Genomic DNA, 18,186 nt, shown 5'->3' with positions numbered 1-18,186 from the left:
CTTCCTATAATTTATTAATATCAAGCCAAAACTCAGGGCGATCCGTTGGCGTGTCTTGGTGCATGTAAGGATTGTCGATATGGATCCGGATCCGCGGACCTAAGTTCGCTTGTTCGAGCACCGCTTTGATCATTGGATGGTTAAAAAATAGCGTATCGAAGCTGCCATCCTCGATTGCCATTTCAAAACCTTTATAAATCAAATCATGTAATTGCTGGTTGTTTTTGCCTACATAGAAATACATCGCGAAGGGATAGATCAGCATCAAATTTTTTTCTACCGTTAAGTTAAGCTCTTGATGGCCTTTCACCTCACTCCAAGGTTCATGCACGGCTCGCGGGAAATAGTCATAGCGCCCCCCTTCAAGCATTGGGAACAAATTATTATATTTGATGGTGGTCACGGTAGGGATATTGGCGGTTTTAAGCACCTGAGTATCCCCCCAGAAGGTGCCTTGACCAGCTTTTAATTGTTTTAAATCACTTAAGTTTTTAATGTTATCAAAGCGATGCTGGTCGCCATTACGAATAATAAAAATCCGATGTCCCAGTAAACCCTTCAACACTGGAATACGTACCACCCGCATCTGTTCTTCATTGGCCGTAGAGGCCCCGCCCCAAATTACATCAATATTGCCAGCGATCACTTCATTAATTAACCGACTTTCGGTCATCTCTTCATTGGCTTGATTAAAACTGAGCTCCGGTGAAGATTTACTTAGCGCTAGTTTTAATATGTTAAAGATTAATAGCTCCTTATCACCCTCAACTTTTTTGACGTTTATCTGCTTGGCGACAACCAAAGGGCTCAGCAAGATCATCAGAGAAAGGGCAATTGCCGATAAAACTTTATTGTTCATATGAGGACTCTCTATCTAGCCATTTTATGCTAATAACCTAAACTAACGATTGAGTTGCTATTTTATATATAGCAGATCCGCGATGTTTTGCTGCAATCGTGCGGGTTTAATCGTGCAAAATCACAAACTAAATGCTCCATTTGTCTTCAAGATCAACTGTCGCTTCCTTAGAACTCTGCCTATTTATTTACAATAACAGCTCACTCGCTTATTAGGTAGAGTCCATCAACATAGACCAAGCGCACCAAAAAAAACCGAATAATAATCAATCCGCAACAAACAAAATATCCAACTTAAGTGTCAAATACTATTGAAACTATTTTGTTAAAAATAATCCTCATTTTAAAATCAACAAATTTAATTTGTAACTCAGGAAAAAATTATTGCTTAATCGAAGAACAAGATATTTATACTTTTTAGATAGAGTTCGTGATGAAAATGGTATCGTGATTATTGCTGGTAATACCTGCGGGATGAATAAGCTTATTTTCCAAATAAACCGATGTAAGCACCATACTTTTAACTGTGAAGTTACCGGATTGATAAATAATAGCTACCGACGGCCATTTTACCGAGAGTGATTGGATATCTCTATTTTATCAATGCCAATGATTACTGCTGGCGCACAGAGTCTTTATTAAATTGGGAGCAATACCGAACGATTCGCTTTGATTTGAGTGTCACTTATTAACGTTCAAAGTAGGTGTTGTCAGAATAGTCATATAACCAATGCGGACAGTAGACCACCATCAACGTCACCGCCATGCCATTCAGTAAGGCTTCAGGGAAACCCAATAATGGAATAATTAACAAGTAGTTCTGGTTCAAGAAATCCCAGCTGTAGTCTTTACTCAACCACAGCCAAACCGACCATGCCAGAATATGAAAGATGATCGACAAAAAGGCATTCAAAAATGCCCCACAAAAAATATAAACGAACAAGTGATGGGGTAAATACTTAAATACTTGGCTATACACGGCAAAACATAAAAAAGTCGGTAAGGCGACCGCCAACAAGCCATAAATAGCAAAATCGAAGGGCTGTTTTAACATCAATGTGGCGAAAAACATCGTAGGCAACATCGCCATCACCGTGGCCATTCGCCAACCATACATCAACATTAGGGTGACTAAGCCCAGAAAATGAACATGGATCCCCTCAGTCACACTCCCGTCGAGTAACCACAATCCATTCATCGCCGTCAGCACGAGCAATAACTTGGTTTGCTTATTACCATCCTTGAGCAAGGCCTCAATGGCCTTGGCTGGCCATATAGCCCATAACCATAGCGCTAAGAGCAAGATGGCAAACAACTGCCCTTGATTGCAACTCCAATCGATTTGCACAAAGCGTTGTAGCAAAAATTCCTTCATTGCTCAGGCCTCTGAAAAACCATCTTGGTTCGTGATATTTTATTTATAGACTACCACGACTTGAGTATTGCACCGTGATCAACCAAACCATGACTAGCCAACGAACTCAGAGGGGAGTCAAATTCACCCTCAGTACCCCATAAGCTACTAATCTTTCACGTAATAACTGAAACATAAATTAAATAAAAGTGAAATATATATCCATTAGCATCGCGACGTAATTAATCGACCAAATGGATAACCAACACATGAAGTTCAGCAGTAGTAACAAACCGCTCTTTAAGCTCAGCACTATCGCACTTGCTGTGAGTTTACTCTCCGCCTGTAATAATGACAGCGACACAGCAGTAACCATCACCGAACCCGCTCAGCCTCGAGGTGTGGGTTTCGAACAATATGTGGCTATCCCCGATGTCAGCGATCCACTCCCCAGTGTTGCCTATATTCCACGCAGCGATGGCAATGGCCGTTTCACCCTCAGCAGCAATCCGATCAATACCTTATTGAGTGGGATTAACGATGTATGGAAAGGAACCACCGATCATTGGCAGGAATATGCTAAAGATTACACCGATGCAGACAATGGTTACAAAGCCGGTGATGGCCCCAATCCGCACAATGCAGCCAATGGTCAGCCGAGTGATTATGTAGCCGCGGGTAGCGAAATTAAAGACCCGGCCACCTGGCAAGCCAACATCAAATATGTAGTGGATGTTACTGCTCAGCGTACCGAACAACAAACGCTCTATGCATTCTTAGATGATATTCGCAGTAAAAACTACAGCACTATCGATGGTTTTGGCCCACTCACCGAAGACTACGCGGCAAACTCAGGTGCTTTTGCCAGTTTTCAAGAGATCTTAGTCAGCGATGTCACCGACAATACTCGTTACAAGCCTGGCGACAACGATAGCTTTTCCACCTATGGTGGACTTGCCGACTCAACCTTAGGCGATGTGGTCAAGCTCGCCCAACTGTTTAGAAATTCTTACGCGTCCACCAGCGGCCCTAAATACCTATTTGGCACGCCGCGTCCCTGGCGCATGAATGACCAAGGAGAAACGGACTTCATCGCCGTGGAAACCTTTAGCTGTATTGATGGCAGCAGTGCCAGCCGAGCCAACGCCGATTACCGAATTGACAAGTACACTACCAGTGTCAAGGTGATCCCAGGTCTGTTCTGTGCCCGTCGTGCCCACTCGAGCAGCCATGAAGCCGACTCTTTATATACCCCTACCACCGAAAACCGTCGTAAAGATAACGGCTACCCCAGTGGTCACACGAATGCCGGTATTCTGGCCTCTTTGGCCTATGCCTACGCCTTGCCCGAGCGTTTTGATGCGCTGGTTGCCCGTGGCTCGGACTTGGGTGAAAACCGCATCTTAGCCGGTATGCACTCTCCGATTGATGTGATTGGTGGACGAGTACAAGCGATGATGATCGCAAGCTTTGCCTTAAATACTCAACCAGATGTTGCCGCGGCAGCCTTTAACAAAACACGAGACTACTTCGGCGGCAAAGCCACCGCTGCCAGCATGAGTCTTTATGACTATGCAAATCAAACCGTCACCAACGAAGGAAGCTTCAAAAACGATGACGGTACCCTCAACGTGAATGTATTTAACAACAACCGCTACCGCGATCATCAGGCCCTAAAAGACGCCTACACCTTCCGCCTCACCTATGGCCTACCGCAAACCGGCACCAAAGGACTAGCACCCATCGTTCCGGAAGGCGCCGAAGCCTTGTTGGCCACCCGCCAACCTTACTTGAGTGATGCACAACGCCGCGCAGTACTCGCCAGCACCGAAGTCGATTCAGGCTACCCAATGTTGGATAACACCAATGGCTGGGGACGTATCAACCTAGTTGCTGCCGCCGATGGTTATGCTGCCTTTAATGGCGATGTGCATGTCACCATGGTTCGCAGCGAAGGTGGTTTCGCCGCACAAGACTGGTGGCGCAACGACATCAGTGGTGAAGGCATGCTCAGCAAAGATGGTACAGGCCAACTCAACCTAAGCGGTAACAATAGCTATAATGGTGGCACCCTGCTGCTTGGCGGAGTATTAGCAGCACAATCTCCGACTGCTTTTGGTCACGGCGACCTCTACCTCAGCAGTGGTGAAGTTCAAGTGGATAGCCATGGCGCACTGGAAATTGACGGTGACTTTACTCAAAAATCGGGGGTGCTTAAACTGGTACTCGACGCCGATGCCGAGCAAATCAAGATTGCGGGTGTCGCTTATGTTAATCAAGGCAACATCCAGCTTGAGGCTGGCCAACAAGTCGTTAAAGCAGGAGATAGCTTTACCCTCATCAACGCTGCTAAAGGCCTGAAAGGTGAATACGCAACGGCAAGCTTAGCCGGGCACTCGGTCACCCTGGAATACACCGCTAATTCTGTGATTGCCCACATTAACGAGTAATGCTCAGCAACCAAGTATAGAAAAATAGAAAAAGGCCCCTCTCGGGGCCTTTTTTATTGCGAAGATAAACCTTGTCACTTGGCTTAAAGGCTCGCTGGCAAGCTTAACACTTGTCCACTGCCGCCGCATAACCGCCCAAACGTGAGGTTTTCACGCCTAAACGCACCAAACTTTCACATAGTGAGATCGCACAGGACACCCCATCGAGTACCGGTAAACCATATTTGTTGGCAAGCGTTTCAGCCAAGTCAGTCATTCCGGCACAGCCCAATACGATGGCTTCGGCACGCTCCTGCGCGATGGCTTGCTCTATCTCTGAACAGATCTTGGCGAAGGCCTGCGGATTCGCTTGCTCCAGCTCCAGCACCGCCACTTCCGAAGAACGAACCTTGGCGCATTTTCGTTCCATCCCATATTTCAACAAGTTATGTTCCAGTGCCGGTACCGAGCGCGCCAAAGTCGTCACCACCGAGAATTTATTGGCCAGCATCGAGGCCACATGACTGGCTGCCTCACCGATCCCCAACACCGGTTTATCGGTAACACAACGCAGGGCGTCGAGGCCAGTATCATCAAAACAGGCAATCACGATGGCGTCATAATTCACCACCGTTTGGATCGCCGCCAACATCCCCGGCACACTCATCGCCTCATCGTAGTAACCTTCGATAGAGGCAGGGCCCTGCAGCGAATGCACCGCCAGCACGTCGGTACCCGGCGCGGCCACCAGCCGTGCAGAGGCGGCAATTTTTTCGGTCATCGCCGCCGAGGTATTTGGATTCACTAGCAAAATTCGCATCGCGTTTACACCTCGCCCCCCAGATAAGCGGCTTTCACTCGCTGATCATGGATCAATTCTCGGGAAATGCCCTCCAATACCACCGAGCCAGTTGACAAGGCGTAGGTGCGATTAGAAATCGACATCGCCATACGACTATTTTGTTCCACCAGCAACACACTCACCTCCTGATCGCGGGAAATAGCAACAATCGAGCGGGCAATGTCTTGCACCAGCTTCGGCGCAATCCCCAGGCTGGGTTCGTCGAGTAATAACAACTTCGGTTTCGCCATCAGGGCGCGTCCGATCACCATCATCTGCTGCTCGCCGCCAGACAGGGTACTGGCCTGCTGATGATAGCGCTCGCGCAGGCGCGGAAAACGCTCTAAGACACTCTCCAGCGTCTCGGCGATGCCCGCCTTGTCACTGCGAGTAAATGCGCCCATCAACAAATTATCTTTAATCGACATCAACGGAAATACCCGCCGCCCTTCCGGTACCATGGCAATCCCCTTTTTCACGATCTCGGCGGCGGCAGTGCCATCGAGGCGCTCCCCGCAATAATTAATCGACCCTGAGTGAATGGCAGATAAACCGGTAATCGCCCGTAAAATCGACGACTTGCCGGCACCATTGGCCCCAATTAAAGCCACCGTTTCCCCTTGCTGAAGATTCAAACTGACTCCCTTCAGGGCATATACGTGGTCGTAATACAGTTCTACATTATCCAAACGCAGTATTTCGCTCATAGTTTACATCCCGATCGCGGCGTCTTCAGAGCCCAAATAGGCCTCGATGACTTTGGGGTTATTTTGAATCTCAGAAGGGGTGCCTTCAGCGATTTTCTGGCCAAAGTTAATCACAATCAGCCGATCTGAAATCTTCATCACCGCTGGCATGTCATGCTCGACCAGCAACACCGTCACCTGGCGCTCATCTCGCAGTCGTTTCACCAACGTCACCATTTTCATGGTTTCGTCGTGATTCATCCCTGCAAAAGGTTCGTCGAGCAATAACACCGCCGGATCGGTGGCCAAGCCAATCGCCATGCCCAACGCTCGAAGGTGGCCCTGAGGCAGGTTGGAGGCCAGTTCATCCGCAATCGCCTGCATTTCCAGAAATTCGATAAGATTATCTGCCGATTCACCGAAGTTGCGCTCGTCGGCACGGGCTGCCCTAGTGCCGAAAAAGAACCCCAGCAAGGAAGCTTTAGAGCGCAGATGATGGGCGGCAATAATGTTCTCGCGCACCGTCATTGACCGAAACACCGTGGTTTCCTGAAAGGTGCGCACAATGCCCTTACGCGCCACAATATGCGGCGCGAGATTATTGACTCGCTGCCCCCTGAACAAGACCTCGCCACTACTGGTGTTCAGGAACGATGAGATCAGCTGGAACAGGGTCGACTTCCCCGCGCCGTTGGGGCCAATCACCGATAGGATCTCGCCCTCCGCCACCGAGAAGCTAATATTGTTAACCGCAGTTAAACCACCAAAACGCTTGGTCACAGCGCGCAATTCGAGTAAGGCTGTCATGAGCGCTCCTTATTTCGTTCCAGCAGGCTCAGCACGCCGTTGGGCAGCGCCAACATCAAAATAATCAACAAGCTAGAGAAAATCAGCATTTGATACTTACCCGCGGTAAACAACAGATCCCAGCCAAAATACAGCATCAAGGTGCCGAGCATCGGGCCAAACACATAACCCAAGCCGCCCAAAAAACAATTCAGCATGAAGTTCACGCTGTCGGCGACCTGGAATGACGAAGGATAAACCGACTGCGAAATTGCCACAAAACTGGCACCCGCGATCCCGCCAAAGCAAGAGGAGATGGCATAGGTCACCACACGTAAGTAGGCGGTATTCACCCCTATCGAGGCCGATAGCTCTTCGTTTTGCTGGAGCGAACGGCACAGATGACCCAGCCGAGAATTCACCAAACGCCACACCACTCCATAGGCGACGATCATCATGCTCACAGCCATCAAATAAAAAGCCAGCTTGGGATTTTCCAGGCTGGAAAAATCGGGGATCAATCTGAATCCGAAGATCTCCAGCGCCTGAGGCAGCGGAATGGAAGTAATCCCCTTCGCTCCCTGAGTCACCGGAAGCGCCAGGGCGGTGAGTCGCATCACCTCAGTCAACACCAGCGTGACCATAGCAAAATAGACGCCACGCAATCTTAAGATCGGCAAACCAATGCATACCGACAGCAGCGCGCAAAAGATGCCCGCCAGCGGCAGGGTGAGCCAGAAATTAAGCTCAAACTGTGTCACCAGGATCGCCGAAACATAACCCCCAGCCAGTGCATAAGCGCCCTGGCCGATATTGATCCGACCAATCGAGAAGGTTAACCATACTCCTGCCGAGGCAATGGATAGCAGTGCCACCGAAGTGAGCGTGTAATAAAAATCACTGCGGCCACTGAGCATGATCAGCAAGGGCACCAATAAATAAACCGCGACCAGAAATAGCGCCACGTTCAATACTGTTTTTCTATTCATTTGCTTAGCCCCAAGGTTTGCCCATCAGCCCCTGCGGGCGAATGGCTAAAAAGACCATCAAAGAGACAAATATCACCAAGTAGGTAATATCACCATATTCCGAAAGCACCGATAGGCCGACACTCTCTAACATGCCAAGAATAAATCCGCCGGCTATCGCCCCCGAAATCACCCCCGCTCCGCCAATCATGATCATCATGAAGGCTTTAATGGACGCCGGTCCGCCCATACCAAGATTAATCCCGGTAATGGTCACCAGTAAGCCGCCCACCACACCAGCAAGACTGGCGCCCAGCGCAAAACCAATCATCTGATAGCGGTCCACATCCACCCCCATCAACTGAGCGGCCACCTTATCTTGAGCCAGCGCTCGCATGGCTCGCCCCGGCTTTGAATACTGCATTAATAAAATGAAAACCACGATCATGGCGATGGCAATCAGGCCTATCACAATCCGGTCATAGGGCATAATCACTCGAAAATCCCAGTTGAAAACACCCTCTACAATTTTCGGGACGCCACGCTGCTTCTCACCAAAACTCAGCAGGATCACCGCATCCAGAAAAAACGCAATACCGGCCGCCAGTAACATCGAACTCTCGTCTCGTTTGGATTTTTTAATCACTGGTCTAAATAAGTATTTTTCGATCAGCGCTCCCACCACAGCTAGCGTCAGCGCCGATAAGATCAAGCCCACCAAGAATGGCAACTGAAATTGCACCACGATGGTATAGGTGACAAATCCGCCTAATACATACATCTGTCCGTGGGCGAAATTGAGTACATTCATCAGCGAGAAAATTAGGGTAAGTCCTAAGGCAATCAGTGCGTACTGCGCCCCAAGGTAGAGACCATTTACAATAATCTGTTCCATAACCAAGCCTTCACAAAGCAAACTTATAAAGCGCCTGATCGCTCCTGCAAGCGACCAGGCATCGGCAGCCTAAAGCGCTGCCAGCAAGCAACTAGTCGACATTGGCGACAAATAAGGTCTCAAATTTGCCATCACGATAGACATTCACCACCAGCGGCACCGACACTTGACGCTTTTGACCAAAAGACGACATGCCGACATAACTCAACTTGGCATCACCCACCATATAAGGGTTGGGCGCCTCAAAGGTATCCATGGTGGTTTGAAAAGCCGCCACATCGTCAATCGCGCGAGGATTGGCTTTCAGCGTTTCAAGAATGTACTCCAGGGCATAAACTTTGGTATTTGACTCGTCATTATATTCACCAAATTTCTTGGTGTAGCGCGCGACAAATTCACGCATGGCATCAGAGGCCAACTCAGGTGTCGATGCGCCCCCCACCGAGATAAAGCCATCGGCCAGCTTGCCGGCACCTTCTTGGAGTACGTTGGCATCTTGCGCCGTTTCGGTGGAGATCAGGCCGCTGTAACCTAACTCACGTGCCGAGCGGATCAACTGCGGTGCGTTGGCCGGAGAGACTCCCGATAATACCAATAAGTCTGGACGAGATTTAATCACTGGCAATAACACCGGGGTAAAGTCGGTGGTATCCACCTGGTAAGTCACGTTGCTTGAGACCACGTCTAGGCCCAGGGCTTTGGCTGCCGCAACCCCACCGTTTCTTTGACTCAGCGGATCGGACTCATTGGCAGCCACAAAGGCGACCTTTTTTACGCCCTTTTGTTTCATCAGGTAGGCATAAATAGCGGGCCCCGACTGATAGTTCGCCACCATGCCCAAGACCGCATTTGACGCCGGTTTGGTATATAAAGATTTGGGGAAGGCATAGGGAAAATACATAATGCCCTTTTGCTCGGCCACCGGTCTAACCGCTGCTGCGCCGTCATCCACGTTTGGTCCCACCACATAGTGAATGCCTTCCTGCGCCATTTTCTCCATACCGGCAATCGAGCGTTTTGGATCTTTTTGATCATCGAAGGCAACAATTTCGATATCGTAGGTCGTATCACCGATGGTGACGCCGCCGGTTTCATTGAGCCAATCGGCGCGTGTCTCCATGGAACGTTGGTTAGAAATCCCCCAGGCAGCCGCCGGACCGGAGGTCACCCCAACAAAGCCAACTTTAAGCACCGGATTGGCGGCAAAAGCAAAGGTAGAACAAGTCATACTGATAGCACTGGCTAACAGGCCATACTTTATAAAATTGCGATATTGCATTGGATGATCTCCTTTAAAGCACACATTTATGCTTCTCACTGAACAGCAAATAAAAAATGATTGGTTTCGTTTTCCTTGAAACTCATGGATCGTTAACCACAAATAATACATTGTTAACAATACACGCTTCGCATCGTTAACAAGCAAGGCTTATGCCATGCACTGGTTAAGCCGTTCATTTTTTACGCAATAGCGCTAGCAGCCCCGTTTTGTTGGGGATCGCGCGAACCGGCCTCCTCTCGGGCAACAAAACAATGCAGGCTAATTCAGTGAAATGTCGTAAGATATGAATGAAAATAGTGCAGCGTGGTTTAAAATGTTGCACCGCTTGAATCGCCAGGAAGGTTAACAATTATCCATGAATGACAATAAAATCGCCGATAGCGCCGAAGAAGAAATGATTGTAGAGCGCATTTATGAAGCCTTAATCGACCAGCGCCTGGCGCCCGGCACCAAATTGGCAGAGTCTGAACTGTGTAAGGCCTTTAGCGTGGGGCGCATGCGAGTACGGCGGGCATTATTAACCCTGGCCAATCGCCAGCTGGTGGTGCTGCAACCCAATAAGGGCGCCTTTGTCGCCAGCCCTACCACAAAACAGGCCCAAGATGTATTCGAAGCCCGTTTAGCCATCGAGCCCAGTATCATGCGTTTAGCTGTCCAGCGAGCCCAGCCCGGCGACTTTGAGCGCTTAAGCCAGCACCTCGAACAGGAATCTGTGGCGCATGCCGCAGGCGATCGACGTAAAGCCATCACGCTTTCGGGGCAGTTTCATATTAGCTTGGCTCAGGTGGCAGATAATGCGGTGATGCTGCGTCTGGTGAAAGATTTAGTCACTCAGTCTTCGTTAATTATTGGTATGTTTGGGGCGGTCGGCATGAGTAATTGCCGCGATGATGAACACTTGCAAATTGTGCAGGCGATGCGTGCTAAGGATGAAGCGCTGGCGGTGCAGTTAATGCAGCAACATATCGATCACATCAAAGCCAATATCAACCTGACCAGTCGGCCTGATCATCGCCCCGATCTCGCCAGTCTTTTTTCAAATTAGTGTACCCAGCCCATGATTAAGGGGCTGGGTAGGCAACAGATGCTGCGAGTGGTTCTTCGCGAACTAGCCAGCGCATCACTGTTACCCACCAGCCACGCGGTCCTCAGCCGATAAAGCTTAAGAAAGCATGAGTGATGGGGATGTTTGCTCGCTAGGCTGAAGTGGGCGCTGAAAAATGTGCTGCCAGGGCCGCAATATGATCCGGCCCAATGCCGCAACATCCGCCAATCAGCGAAGCGCCCTGGGCTTGCCACTTCTCCGCCCAGCCAAGATAAGCCGAAGGCGATAGATCTTCGCGCAACTCATCTAAGCCGTCATTCGCCGTCGCGTCTTTAGGTTGCGGCGGGAAGGCATTCGCGTAAGCACCTAAGCGGATGCTCTGCTCCGGATGGGCAGCTAACTCGGCCTGGGCCACCTGCAAGGCTGCTTCAATAATTTCGGGCTGACAACAATTGAATAAGATTGCTTCAATCCCCAAGCCAAACATCGCTTTCACCGCTGCCTGCACCGTTTCACCGGAACGCAGACAAGGTTCGGCGGTCGGCTCTGCATCTTCCAGGGTAAAAGATACCCAAATAGGCTTTTGCTCAGCGCTAAGCTGTTGAATAAGTTGAGTCACCGATTGAGTTTCTTCAATCAGACTCTGCGTTTCCAGCAACCAAAGGTCCACATACTCGGCTAAGCCACGAATTAACGGGGTCGCCACCGTCTCAACCTGCTCTGCACAGAATAAATCGGCTCGATAAGAGCCAAATAAAGGAGGAATAGAACCCGCCACCGCGCAAGTCGATTGAGCCTGCTCTACCGCTTGGCGAGCCACCTCACCTGAGCGCTGTACCAACTCGAGTCCTTGTTCGATGAAACGCTGCTCGCCAATATGAAACGGTACCAAAGCATAACTATTGGTGGTAATAACTTGCGAACCGGCTTCGATAAAGGCCTGGTGTACCTGTTGCACCATGTCTGGCGCTTCAATCATCGCCAGAGCAGACCATTCGGGCTGACGAAACGGCGCCCCACGTTTAGCTAATTCGCGGCCCATGCCGCCGTCGAGGATGGTGATGCTAGTTTGCGACATTAATTTTTCTCTTTAACTGTCATTAAGATTTCAAAATTCTACCGATCTGGATGTATAGATGTCCATAAATAACAAAAACAATCTCAAGATTTTCTCAATCGCTGTCTCTGCGAAGGGAAACTTTTGTGGGAGCGGCGCGTGACAACGGTGAAAACATCGCGAATGTCTGAAATAACAAGACGAAGGAAGAACTCAAGATAGGCGGTGATCTAGGCGAACAAGAATGAAGCGATCATTAGTTAGATTGGTATTAAAGCGAACAGCAGCTCAGCGCCCCATAAAAAAACCAGACAAGCTTGGCTTGTCTGGTTGATTCACAGAGCTTGGCAAACTAATTGCTCAGCTGAAGCTCACGCGACGCAAGAGAGCCTACTAATGAAAACTCACACTCAAGGAGATCAAATCATTATTGTCGGAACCAAAATAACCGCGGTCCCAACCAATGCCAACGGCCCAACGCCGTGCAACTTTCCATTCAACACCCGCACCAAGCAAGACATCAACGCCACTTGAATGACTGGTATTGATTAAATCATTACTTGCATTCACCTTGGTCTTCCAAAAATAAGGGCCAACACGACCATAAACCGACATGTTATTCACCACTCGGTAAGATGGCCGCCAAGTTAGCGCGAATCCTCTCGCAGAATGTGGGAAATTGTCATTCAGTGCCGCTTGTAGCTCATCTGGATCCACCATGTCACCACTGATAGTCCCCTGAATGTCACCAAAGTCGACATAACCAAGCTCCACACTATGGTGAGCAGACCATTGATAAGCCAACCAAGCACTCAAACCTAAGCGACTATCATCAAAATCAGACACCTGAACATCTTGCCCTGCTTGACTCAAGCCTCGGTTTATCTCGGACACATCGCTATTACTGAATACCCGCCCTGCTCCAAGGGTTAGTTTCCAAGGACTGCCCTCATCATAACTGGCGGCTTGCACCGAGCCCATCCAAGCGATGGTCGCCAAAATACATCCATAGACGAATCGTTTTTTCATTCTCAAAAATATCCTTATCACTGCTTACGAAAAACGACGGCGAACCATCACCAGCACAACCAATAGCAAACCCGCCACGCCACCAAATGAGCCGCCACCAGAAGCACTCACCCCTTCGGTAATTGGCTGACGAGTCGCCATACCACTTGGATCGACAATGCTTCCATTGGCTGTCGCATCATCATCATTGGGACCTCCATCTTCGATCGTTAGCTGTATACACCAATACCCGCTCACCAAGCCAACTTCAAACGCAGGATCTCCAGGGGGTGGACAATAACCTTCTGAGCCTGGGGCTGACGAAATCAGATTGTTAGCATCTTCCACATAAGTACGCCAGCCACTCTCCGGAGACCATTTACGATAAACCGCATTTTCCGGGATCTGAGCACGCTGAGGGATCACCACATTCACCGATTGCCCATGCTCAGGAATATTGTGAACTTCAAAATCAAAGATCCCTCCAACATGTGTAACCACATCACTGTCAAGCGATTGAGTATCACTATACATGTCATTTTCTTCCACTAAGGTGCCTTCACGACCATCCTGCAGCGCACCTTGACCCAGCCGTAAACTGGTTCCGGGATCTGATTCAAGTAAGTTATAACTGCCTTCCGAAATGAGATGACCGACAACATTAGACGATAAATTTTGATTATCTAAGTAATCATAAATACCGTCTTGGTCTGTATCCTGGTAACCCTCTTCAAAGTCGGACAAACCATCTTGGTCACTATCGACACTATTCGACAAGGCTGGCAGGATCGAAGTGACAGTAAAGCTAGTCTGCACGCTGTCACTTAACGAAGGCGAACCTGAATCCGTCACCACCACCGCGATCGTATAAACACCAGCGGCTAAGTCACTTGGATCAACACTCAAAGTATCGCCCTCAGGTGCTAGTCCCGTTAGGCTGTCGGGTAAATCCCACACCATAGTATGAGTATCTGTTGCATTTGCATCACTCACCTGTACTTGAATGCTGACCATGCCTTGATCTTGTGCGATCACTGCCCGTAATTTCTCATTTTGACGGATCGCAAATTTCGCTTCGGGCGCGATATTCTCTTCACTAATTGTCACCAGGTGGGAAGTTCTATTTCCCATATTCAATTCAGCGCTATCACCAAGCAAGCTTAGTTCGATAGTTTCGGCGTCATCGGCAATCGAATCGTTTAAACTATCAAAGCTAATTTGCGCTTGTTTGCCTGATTCAATAACAAAGTTGCCATCCTCTAGCACATAATCCAATCCATTGCTCGCCGTACCAGACACAACATAAGGAATCGTGAGTGGATAAACCGGCGATTCGCCATTTAACACAACGCCTACCGTTACCGAATCCCCTTCAAAAATGGTTTGGTCCTTCGTAAAGTTTATCAAGGGTCTCACATTCACAGTTTGATTAACTTCTGCGATATTACCCGCCGCATCACTGGCGCGATAAGTCAACGTATGTACCCCTGGCTCCAGTAAGGTTTGTCCGGCGACCATCTCAACTGCAATTTCACCATCTAAATGATCGGTGGCTGAAACAGCAGTCAATTCAAGCTGAGTAAATAAGCCTGTGGCATTAAACCAAAGTTCAGGATCAAGCGTTATTACAGGCGCCACGGTATCGCGGAGCGGATCACTGCCCTTGGTAAATTCTTCCAGGTTACTCTCACCGTCACCATCAGAATCTAAAGCAGCATCAGCACTATCGAGAGGATCAAGACCATTAGCAAGCTCCCATTCATCACTCATGCCATCGCCATCGTCATCGGTGTCGGCATTATTACCGGTACCGTCGCCATCAGTATCGACAGATTCCCCAGCATCAAGTGGGAAAGCATCGGTGCTATCGGCTACGCCATCACCATCATCGTCGGTGTCGGCATTGTTACCGGTGCCATCACCATCGGTATCGACAGATTCCGTAGCGTCAAGTGGGAAAACATCATCAGCATCTAATACGCCATCACCATCATCATCAGTATCAGCATTGTTACCAATACCGTCGCCATCAGTATCGACGGATTCGGCTGCATCAAGTGGGAAAGCATCAGTGCTATCGGCAACCCCATCACCATCATCGTCGGTGTCGGCATTATTACCAATACCATCGCCATCGGTATCGACAGACTCCGCAGCGTCAAGCGGGAAGACATCAGTGCTATCGGCAACCCCATCACCATCATCATCCGTGTCGGCATTGTTACCGATACCATCACCATCGGTATCGACGGATTCCGCTGCGTCAAGTGGGAAGGCATCGGTGCTATCGGCTACGCCATCACCATCATCATCGGTATCAGCATTGTTACCAATACCATCGCCATCGGTATCGACGGATTCTGATACATCAAGCGGGAAGGCATCATCTGCATCTAGCACATTATCATTATCATCATCGGTGTCGGCATTGTTACCGATACCATCGCCATCGGTATCGACAGATTCCGCTGCATCAAGAGGGAAGGCATCATCTGCATCTAGCACATTATCATTATCATCATCGGTATCGGCATTGTTGCCGATACCATCACCATCGGTATCGACGGTTTCAGCAGCATCTAAGGGGAAGGCATCGCTGGCATCGGCGACCCTATCACCATCATCATCGGTATCAGCATTGTTACCAATGCCATCGCCATCGGTATCGACGGTTTCGGCAGCATCTAAGGGGAAGGCGTCGGTGCTATCGGCTACGCCATCATTATCATCGTCGGTGTCGGCATTATTACCCATGCCATCACCATCAGTATCGGTAGATTCCCCAGCATCAAGTGGGAAAGCATCGGTGCTATCGGCTACGCCATCACCATCATCATCGGTGTCGGCATTGTTACCGGTGCCGTCACCATCAGTATCAATAATTTCACTACCATCCAATGGAAAGGCATCACCAGTATCGGCAACCCCATCGCCATCATCATCGGTATCGGCATTGTTACCGGTACCATCACCATCAGTATCGACAGATTCCGCAGCATCAAGTGGGAAAGCATCATCAACATCTAACACACCATCGCCATCATCATCGGTATCGGCATTGTTACCGGTACCATCACCATCTGTATCAACTGATTCCCCAACATCAAGTGGGAAAGCATCATCCGCATCTAACACGCCATCGCCATCGTCGTCGGTGTCAGCATTGTTACCGGTGCCATCGCCATCGGTATCGACGGATTCCGCTGCGTCAAGCGGGAAGGCATCAGTGCTATCGGCTACGCCATCACCATCATCGTCGGTGTCGGCATTGTTACCAATAGCATCACCATCGGTATCGACGGATTCGGTCGGGTCTTCGGGGAAAGCATCATCTTCATTAAGGACACCATCGCCATCAATATCTTCATCCGCCACATCCGCCGAACCATCACCATCTGAATCGCTGAGAATAGTAAATGTCACCGTGCTAATATCCGAACTGTATGCTGAATTAGAACTATTCCAGGCCTGCCAGGTGAATTGGTCGGTCCCTACAAAATCTTCATCGGGGGCATAGCTAATCAGATTATAATCGGCACTATTAATCTCTAACGCCTCACTGATCGTGGCTCCATTTAATGTAAGTTCACCATGTTCTGGCAATGAAGCGATACGAATTTTAGAAACAACATTTCCTTGAGCATCAACAAAGTCTTCATCTTCGAAAGCCACCGGCACGTTTTCAACAACATCTTTACCCTGAGCCGCGTCATAAATGGTCTGAGCCAAAGCTTGCAGTTCAGATGAATCACCTGCGGCGTAATACCAAGTAAAGGAGTCCGTCTCGCCGGGCGCAAGATCCTTCATCCGTAAATAAAAACCATAAGCGTCGTCACCAGTGGCGGTAATGGCAGAAGTACGAGGATCTTGAGCGGTAACCCTTTCAAAACCACGACTAACGCTGTGGATCACATAACCATTATCAGCATTTACATAAAACAACACCCCACTAGTGCTGGAGCCACTATTACTTTCAATTTGTAAGCCTTGCGCTTGCTCCGCTGACGTAGAAATCGGCGTGAATACACCATCCACTAAATTACCACGTGTTTTGGTGGGGCTATCATCGGTCCCCACATAATCATCTCGCGTCCCCATCCAGAAACGAAGATTTTCGACGTTGCTAGTCCCCAAATTGCTCAAGCTAATGGTAATCGAAACATAGGGAGAGTCTTGCTCGACGGTAAAACTCGCCTGATAACCCAAATTGGCCTCATCTATGGCAAGCGAACCACTTGTGGTAAGCGTTCCATAACCCTTTACGCCATCATACAAAGTAAAGGCCGAGCTATCGATGGTCTGATTACTTAAAGTAGGATCTTGAGTAATAGTGCCATTAACATTCCAAATCTCGGAGCCATCCCCGCCAAACCCAATCGCACTGCTGAGAGGGTAGCTCGAATAAGTCAGTTTGTACCATGTGCTATTCGCATCGTCGTAATAAAAAGGTTGTTTTAGTACACCAGAAGCAGTGATCGATGTTTCTGCACCAGAACCAAAACGCAGCTGGCCACTATCGAGGGCATAAGTGTCATTAGCCGCGAAGGCCGGAATAGATAGCCCAAATAATGCTGCTACAGCAATTGAGGATAAACTTGATATGCGCATAAAACTCCCTTTTAACGCCCGACATTGGATCATCCTACTCAATGATGATGGCAATACTTAGTTAAAGCTTTGAAAATATAAATCGAGAGACAACAATAGAATAGATCGATAAAATGCAACCTATCATTAACAAAATATCTGAATTTGATTTATATCATGTTTCTTAAAATAGATTCAAGTATACAATGAGTTGCACGAACTCAAATAGATGAAAAAGGTTGATTCGTCGGTGTAGAAGTAATTTTTCAACAAAAAATAAACAAAAATCTTGGTAGGTTCTATCTGGCCTTCAACTTAAGAATATAAAAATGACTAAAGCGAATACTTTTTTACTCCCTTAGACATGCTCTAGACAAGCTTAACAAAGGT

The 18,186-nt window shown here is 48.6% G+C and carries 13 protein-coding genes; 2 read left to right on the top strand and 11 right to left on the bottom strand.

Going from position 1 to position 18,186, the window contains the following annotated elements; translation table 11 throughout:
• Window positions 1-4 precede the first annotated feature (4 nt).
• Both ACRRSY_RS01010 and ACRRSY_RS01005 read right to left on the bottom strand, forming a co-directional pair.
• Window positions 5-859 carry a diguanylate cyclase gene (locus ACRRSY_RS01010; protein ID WP_432464184.1) on the bottom strand — a complete coding sequence of 285 codons (855 nt, stop codon included), beginning with the start codon at window positions 857-859 and terminating at the stop codon, window positions 5-7.
• A gap of 687 nt (window positions 860-1,546) precedes the next feature.
• Window positions 1,547-2,233 carry a hypothetical protein gene (locus ACRRSY_RS01005; RefSeq protein ID WP_432464183.1) on the bottom strand — a complete coding sequence of 229 codons (687 nt, stop codon included), beginning with the start codon at window positions 2,231-2,233 and terminating at the stop codon, window positions 1,547-1,549.
• Window positions 2,234-2,481: 248 nt separating this feature from the next.
• On the opposite strand from ACRRSY_RS01005, the gene ACRRSY_RS01000 reads away from it, so the two are divergent.
• On the top strand, window positions 2,482-4,662 hold the full coding sequence (locus ACRRSY_RS01000; RefSeq protein WP_432464182.1) for a phosphatase PAP2 family protein: 2,181 nt from the start codon (window positions 2,482-2,484) through the stop codon (window positions 4,660-4,662).
• A gap of 103 nt (window positions 4,663-4,765) precedes the next feature.
• On the opposite strand, the gene ACRRSY_RS00995 is transcribed toward ACRRSY_RS01000, so the two are convergent.
• The 6 genes from ACRRSY_RS00995 to ACRRSY_RS00970 all read right to left on the bottom strand — a co-directional run bounded on the left by ACRRSY_RS00995 (window position 4,766) and on the right by ACRRSY_RS00970 (window position 10,096).
• Window positions 4,766-5,461: an aspartate/glutamate racemase family protein gene (locus ACRRSY_RS00995; RefSeq protein ID WP_432460650.1), complete on the bottom strand. Its 696-nt coding sequence runs from the start codon at window positions 5,459-5,461 to the stop codon at window positions 4,766-4,768.
• 5 nt (window positions 5,462-5,466) lie between these two features.
• Window positions 5,467-6,189, bottom strand: coding sequence for an ABC transporter ATP-binding protein (locus ACRRSY_RS00990; RefSeq protein ID WP_432464181.1), 723 nt, complete (start codon window positions 6,187-6,189; stop codon window positions 5,467-5,469).
• Between the two features lie 3 nt (window positions 6,190-6,192).
• Window positions 6,193-6,975, bottom strand: coding sequence for an ABC transporter ATP-binding protein (locus ACRRSY_RS00985; protein WP_432455070.1), 783 nt, complete (start codon window positions 6,973-6,975; stop codon window positions 6,193-6,195).
• Window positions 6,972-7,943 (bottom strand): branched-chain amino acid ABC transporter permease, encoded by a 972-nt coding sequence (locus ACRRSY_RS00980; RefSeq protein WP_432464180.1) that lies wholly within the window; start codon window positions 7,941-7,943, stop codon window positions 6,972-6,974. The genes ACRRSY_RS00985 and ACRRSY_RS00980 overlap by 4 nt, the downstream gene beginning before the upstream one ends.
• A gap of 4 nt (window positions 7,944-7,947) precedes the next feature.
• Window positions 7,948-8,817, bottom strand: coding sequence for a branched-chain amino acid ABC transporter permease (locus ACRRSY_RS00975; RefSeq protein WP_432455072.1), 870 nt, complete (start codon window positions 8,815-8,817; stop codon window positions 7,948-7,950).
• Window positions 8,818-8,908: 91 nt separating this feature from the next.
• Window positions 8,909-10,096, bottom strand: a complete 1,188-nt coding sequence (locus ACRRSY_RS00970; RefSeq protein ID WP_432464179.1) for an ABC transporter substrate-binding protein — start codon at window positions 10,094-10,096, stop codon at window positions 8,909-8,911.
• A 358-nt stretch (window positions 10,097-10,454) separates the two neighbouring features.
• Between ACRRSY_RS00970 and ACRRSY_RS00965 the strand changes: the two genes are divergently transcribed.
• Window positions 10,455-11,144: a GntR family transcriptional regulator gene (locus ACRRSY_RS00965; RefSeq protein ID WP_432455074.1), complete on the top strand. Its 690-nt coding sequence runs from the start codon at window positions 10,455-10,457 to the stop codon at window positions 11,142-11,144.
• Window positions 11,145-11,295: 151 nt separating this feature from the next.
• On the opposite strand, the gene ACRRSY_RS00960 is transcribed toward ACRRSY_RS00965, so the two are convergent.
• The 3 genes from ACRRSY_RS00960 to ACRRSY_RS00950 all read right to left on the bottom strand — a co-directional run bounded on the left by ACRRSY_RS00960 (window position 11,296) and on the right by ACRRSY_RS00950 (window position 17,817).
• Complete coding sequence (locus tag ACRRSY_RS00960) at window positions 11,296-12,222, bottom strand: homocysteine S-methyltransferase family protein (RefSeq protein ID WP_432464178.1); 927 nt, start codon at window positions 12,220-12,222, stop codon at window positions 11,296-11,298.
• A 372-nt stretch (window positions 12,223-12,594) separates the two neighbouring features.
• A complete protein-coding gene (locus ACRRSY_RS00955) occupies window positions 12,595-13,230 on the bottom strand; it encodes an outer membrane beta-barrel protein (protein WP_432460642.1) in 636 nt (211 codons plus the stop codon).
• A 24-nt stretch (window positions 13,231-13,254) separates the two neighbouring features.
• Window positions 13,255-17,817, bottom strand: coding sequence for a thrombospondin type 3 repeat-containing protein (locus tag ACRRSY_RS00950; RefSeq protein ID WP_432464177.1), 4,563 nt, complete (start codon window positions 17,815-17,817; stop codon window positions 13,255-13,257).
• Window positions 17,818-18,186: the final 369 nt, after the last annotated feature.

Origin of the sequence: Agarivorans sp. QJM3NY_33 (assembly GCF_050870865.2) — a bacterium.
Taxonomy (GTDB): domain Bacteria; phylum Pseudomonadota; class Gammaproteobacteria; order Enterobacterales; family Celerinatantimonadaceae; genus Agarivorans.
Note: the sequence above shows the minus strand (reverse complement) of the source record. Positions and strands in the feature narration are given on the sequence as shown.

What these genes read in the sequence shown, in the direction of transcription:
- ACRRSY_RS00975 (WP_432455072.1), bottom strand. Translation starts at nt 8,817, where the DNA reads ATGGAACAGATTATTGTAAATGGTCTCTACCTTGGGGCGCAGTACGCA.
- ACRRSY_RS00970 (WP_432464179.1), bottom strand. Translation starts at nt 10,096, where the DNA reads ATGCAATATCGCAATTTTATAAAGTATGGCCTGTTAGCCAGTGCTATC.
- ACRRSY_RS00990 (WP_432464181.1), bottom strand. Translation starts at nt 6,189, where the DNA reads ATGAGCGAAATACTGCGTTTGGATAATGTAGAACTGTATTACGACCAC.
- ACRRSY_RS00955 (WP_432460642.1), bottom strand. Translation starts at nt 13,230, where the DNA reads ATGAAAAAACGATTCGTCTATGGATGTATTTTGGCGACCATCGCTTGG.
- ACRRSY_RS01010 (WP_432464184.1), bottom strand. Translation starts at nt 859, where the DNA reads ATGAACAATAAAGTTTTATCGGCAATTGCCCTTTCTCTGATGATCTTG.
- ACRRSY_RS00950 (WP_432464177.1), bottom strand. Translation starts at nt 17,817, where the DNA reads ATGCGCATATCAAGTTTATCCTCAATTGCTGTAGCAGCATTATTTGGG.
- ACRRSY_RS00980 (WP_432464180.1), bottom strand. Translation starts at nt 7,943, where the DNA reads ATGAATAGAAAAACAGTATTGAACGTGGCGCTATTTCTGGTCGCGGTT.
- ACRRSY_RS00960 (WP_432464178.1), bottom strand. Translation starts at nt 12,222, where the DNA reads ATGTCGCAAACTAGCATCACCATCCTCGACGGCGGCATGGGCCGCGAA.
- ACRRSY_RS00965 (WP_432455074.1), top strand. Translation starts at nt 10,455, where the DNA reads ATGAATGACAATAAAATCGCCGATAGCGCCGAAGAAGAAATGATTGTA.
- ACRRSY_RS01000 (WP_432464182.1), top strand. Translation starts at nt 2,482, where the DNA reads ATGAAGTTCAGCAGTAGTAACAAACCGCTCTTTAAGCTCAGCACTATC.
- ACRRSY_RS00985 (WP_432455070.1), bottom strand. Translation starts at nt 6,975, where the DNA reads ATGACAGCCTTACTCGAATTGCGCGCTGTGACCAAGCGTTTTGGTGGT.
- ACRRSY_RS00995 (WP_432460650.1), bottom strand. Translation starts at nt 5,461, where the DNA reads ATGCGAATTTTGCTAGTGAATCCAAATACCTCGGCGGCGATGACCGAA.
- ACRRSY_RS01005 (WP_432464183.1), bottom strand. Translation starts at nt 2,233, where the DNA reads ATGAAGGAATTTTTGCTACAACGCTTTGTGCAAATCGATTGGAGTTGC.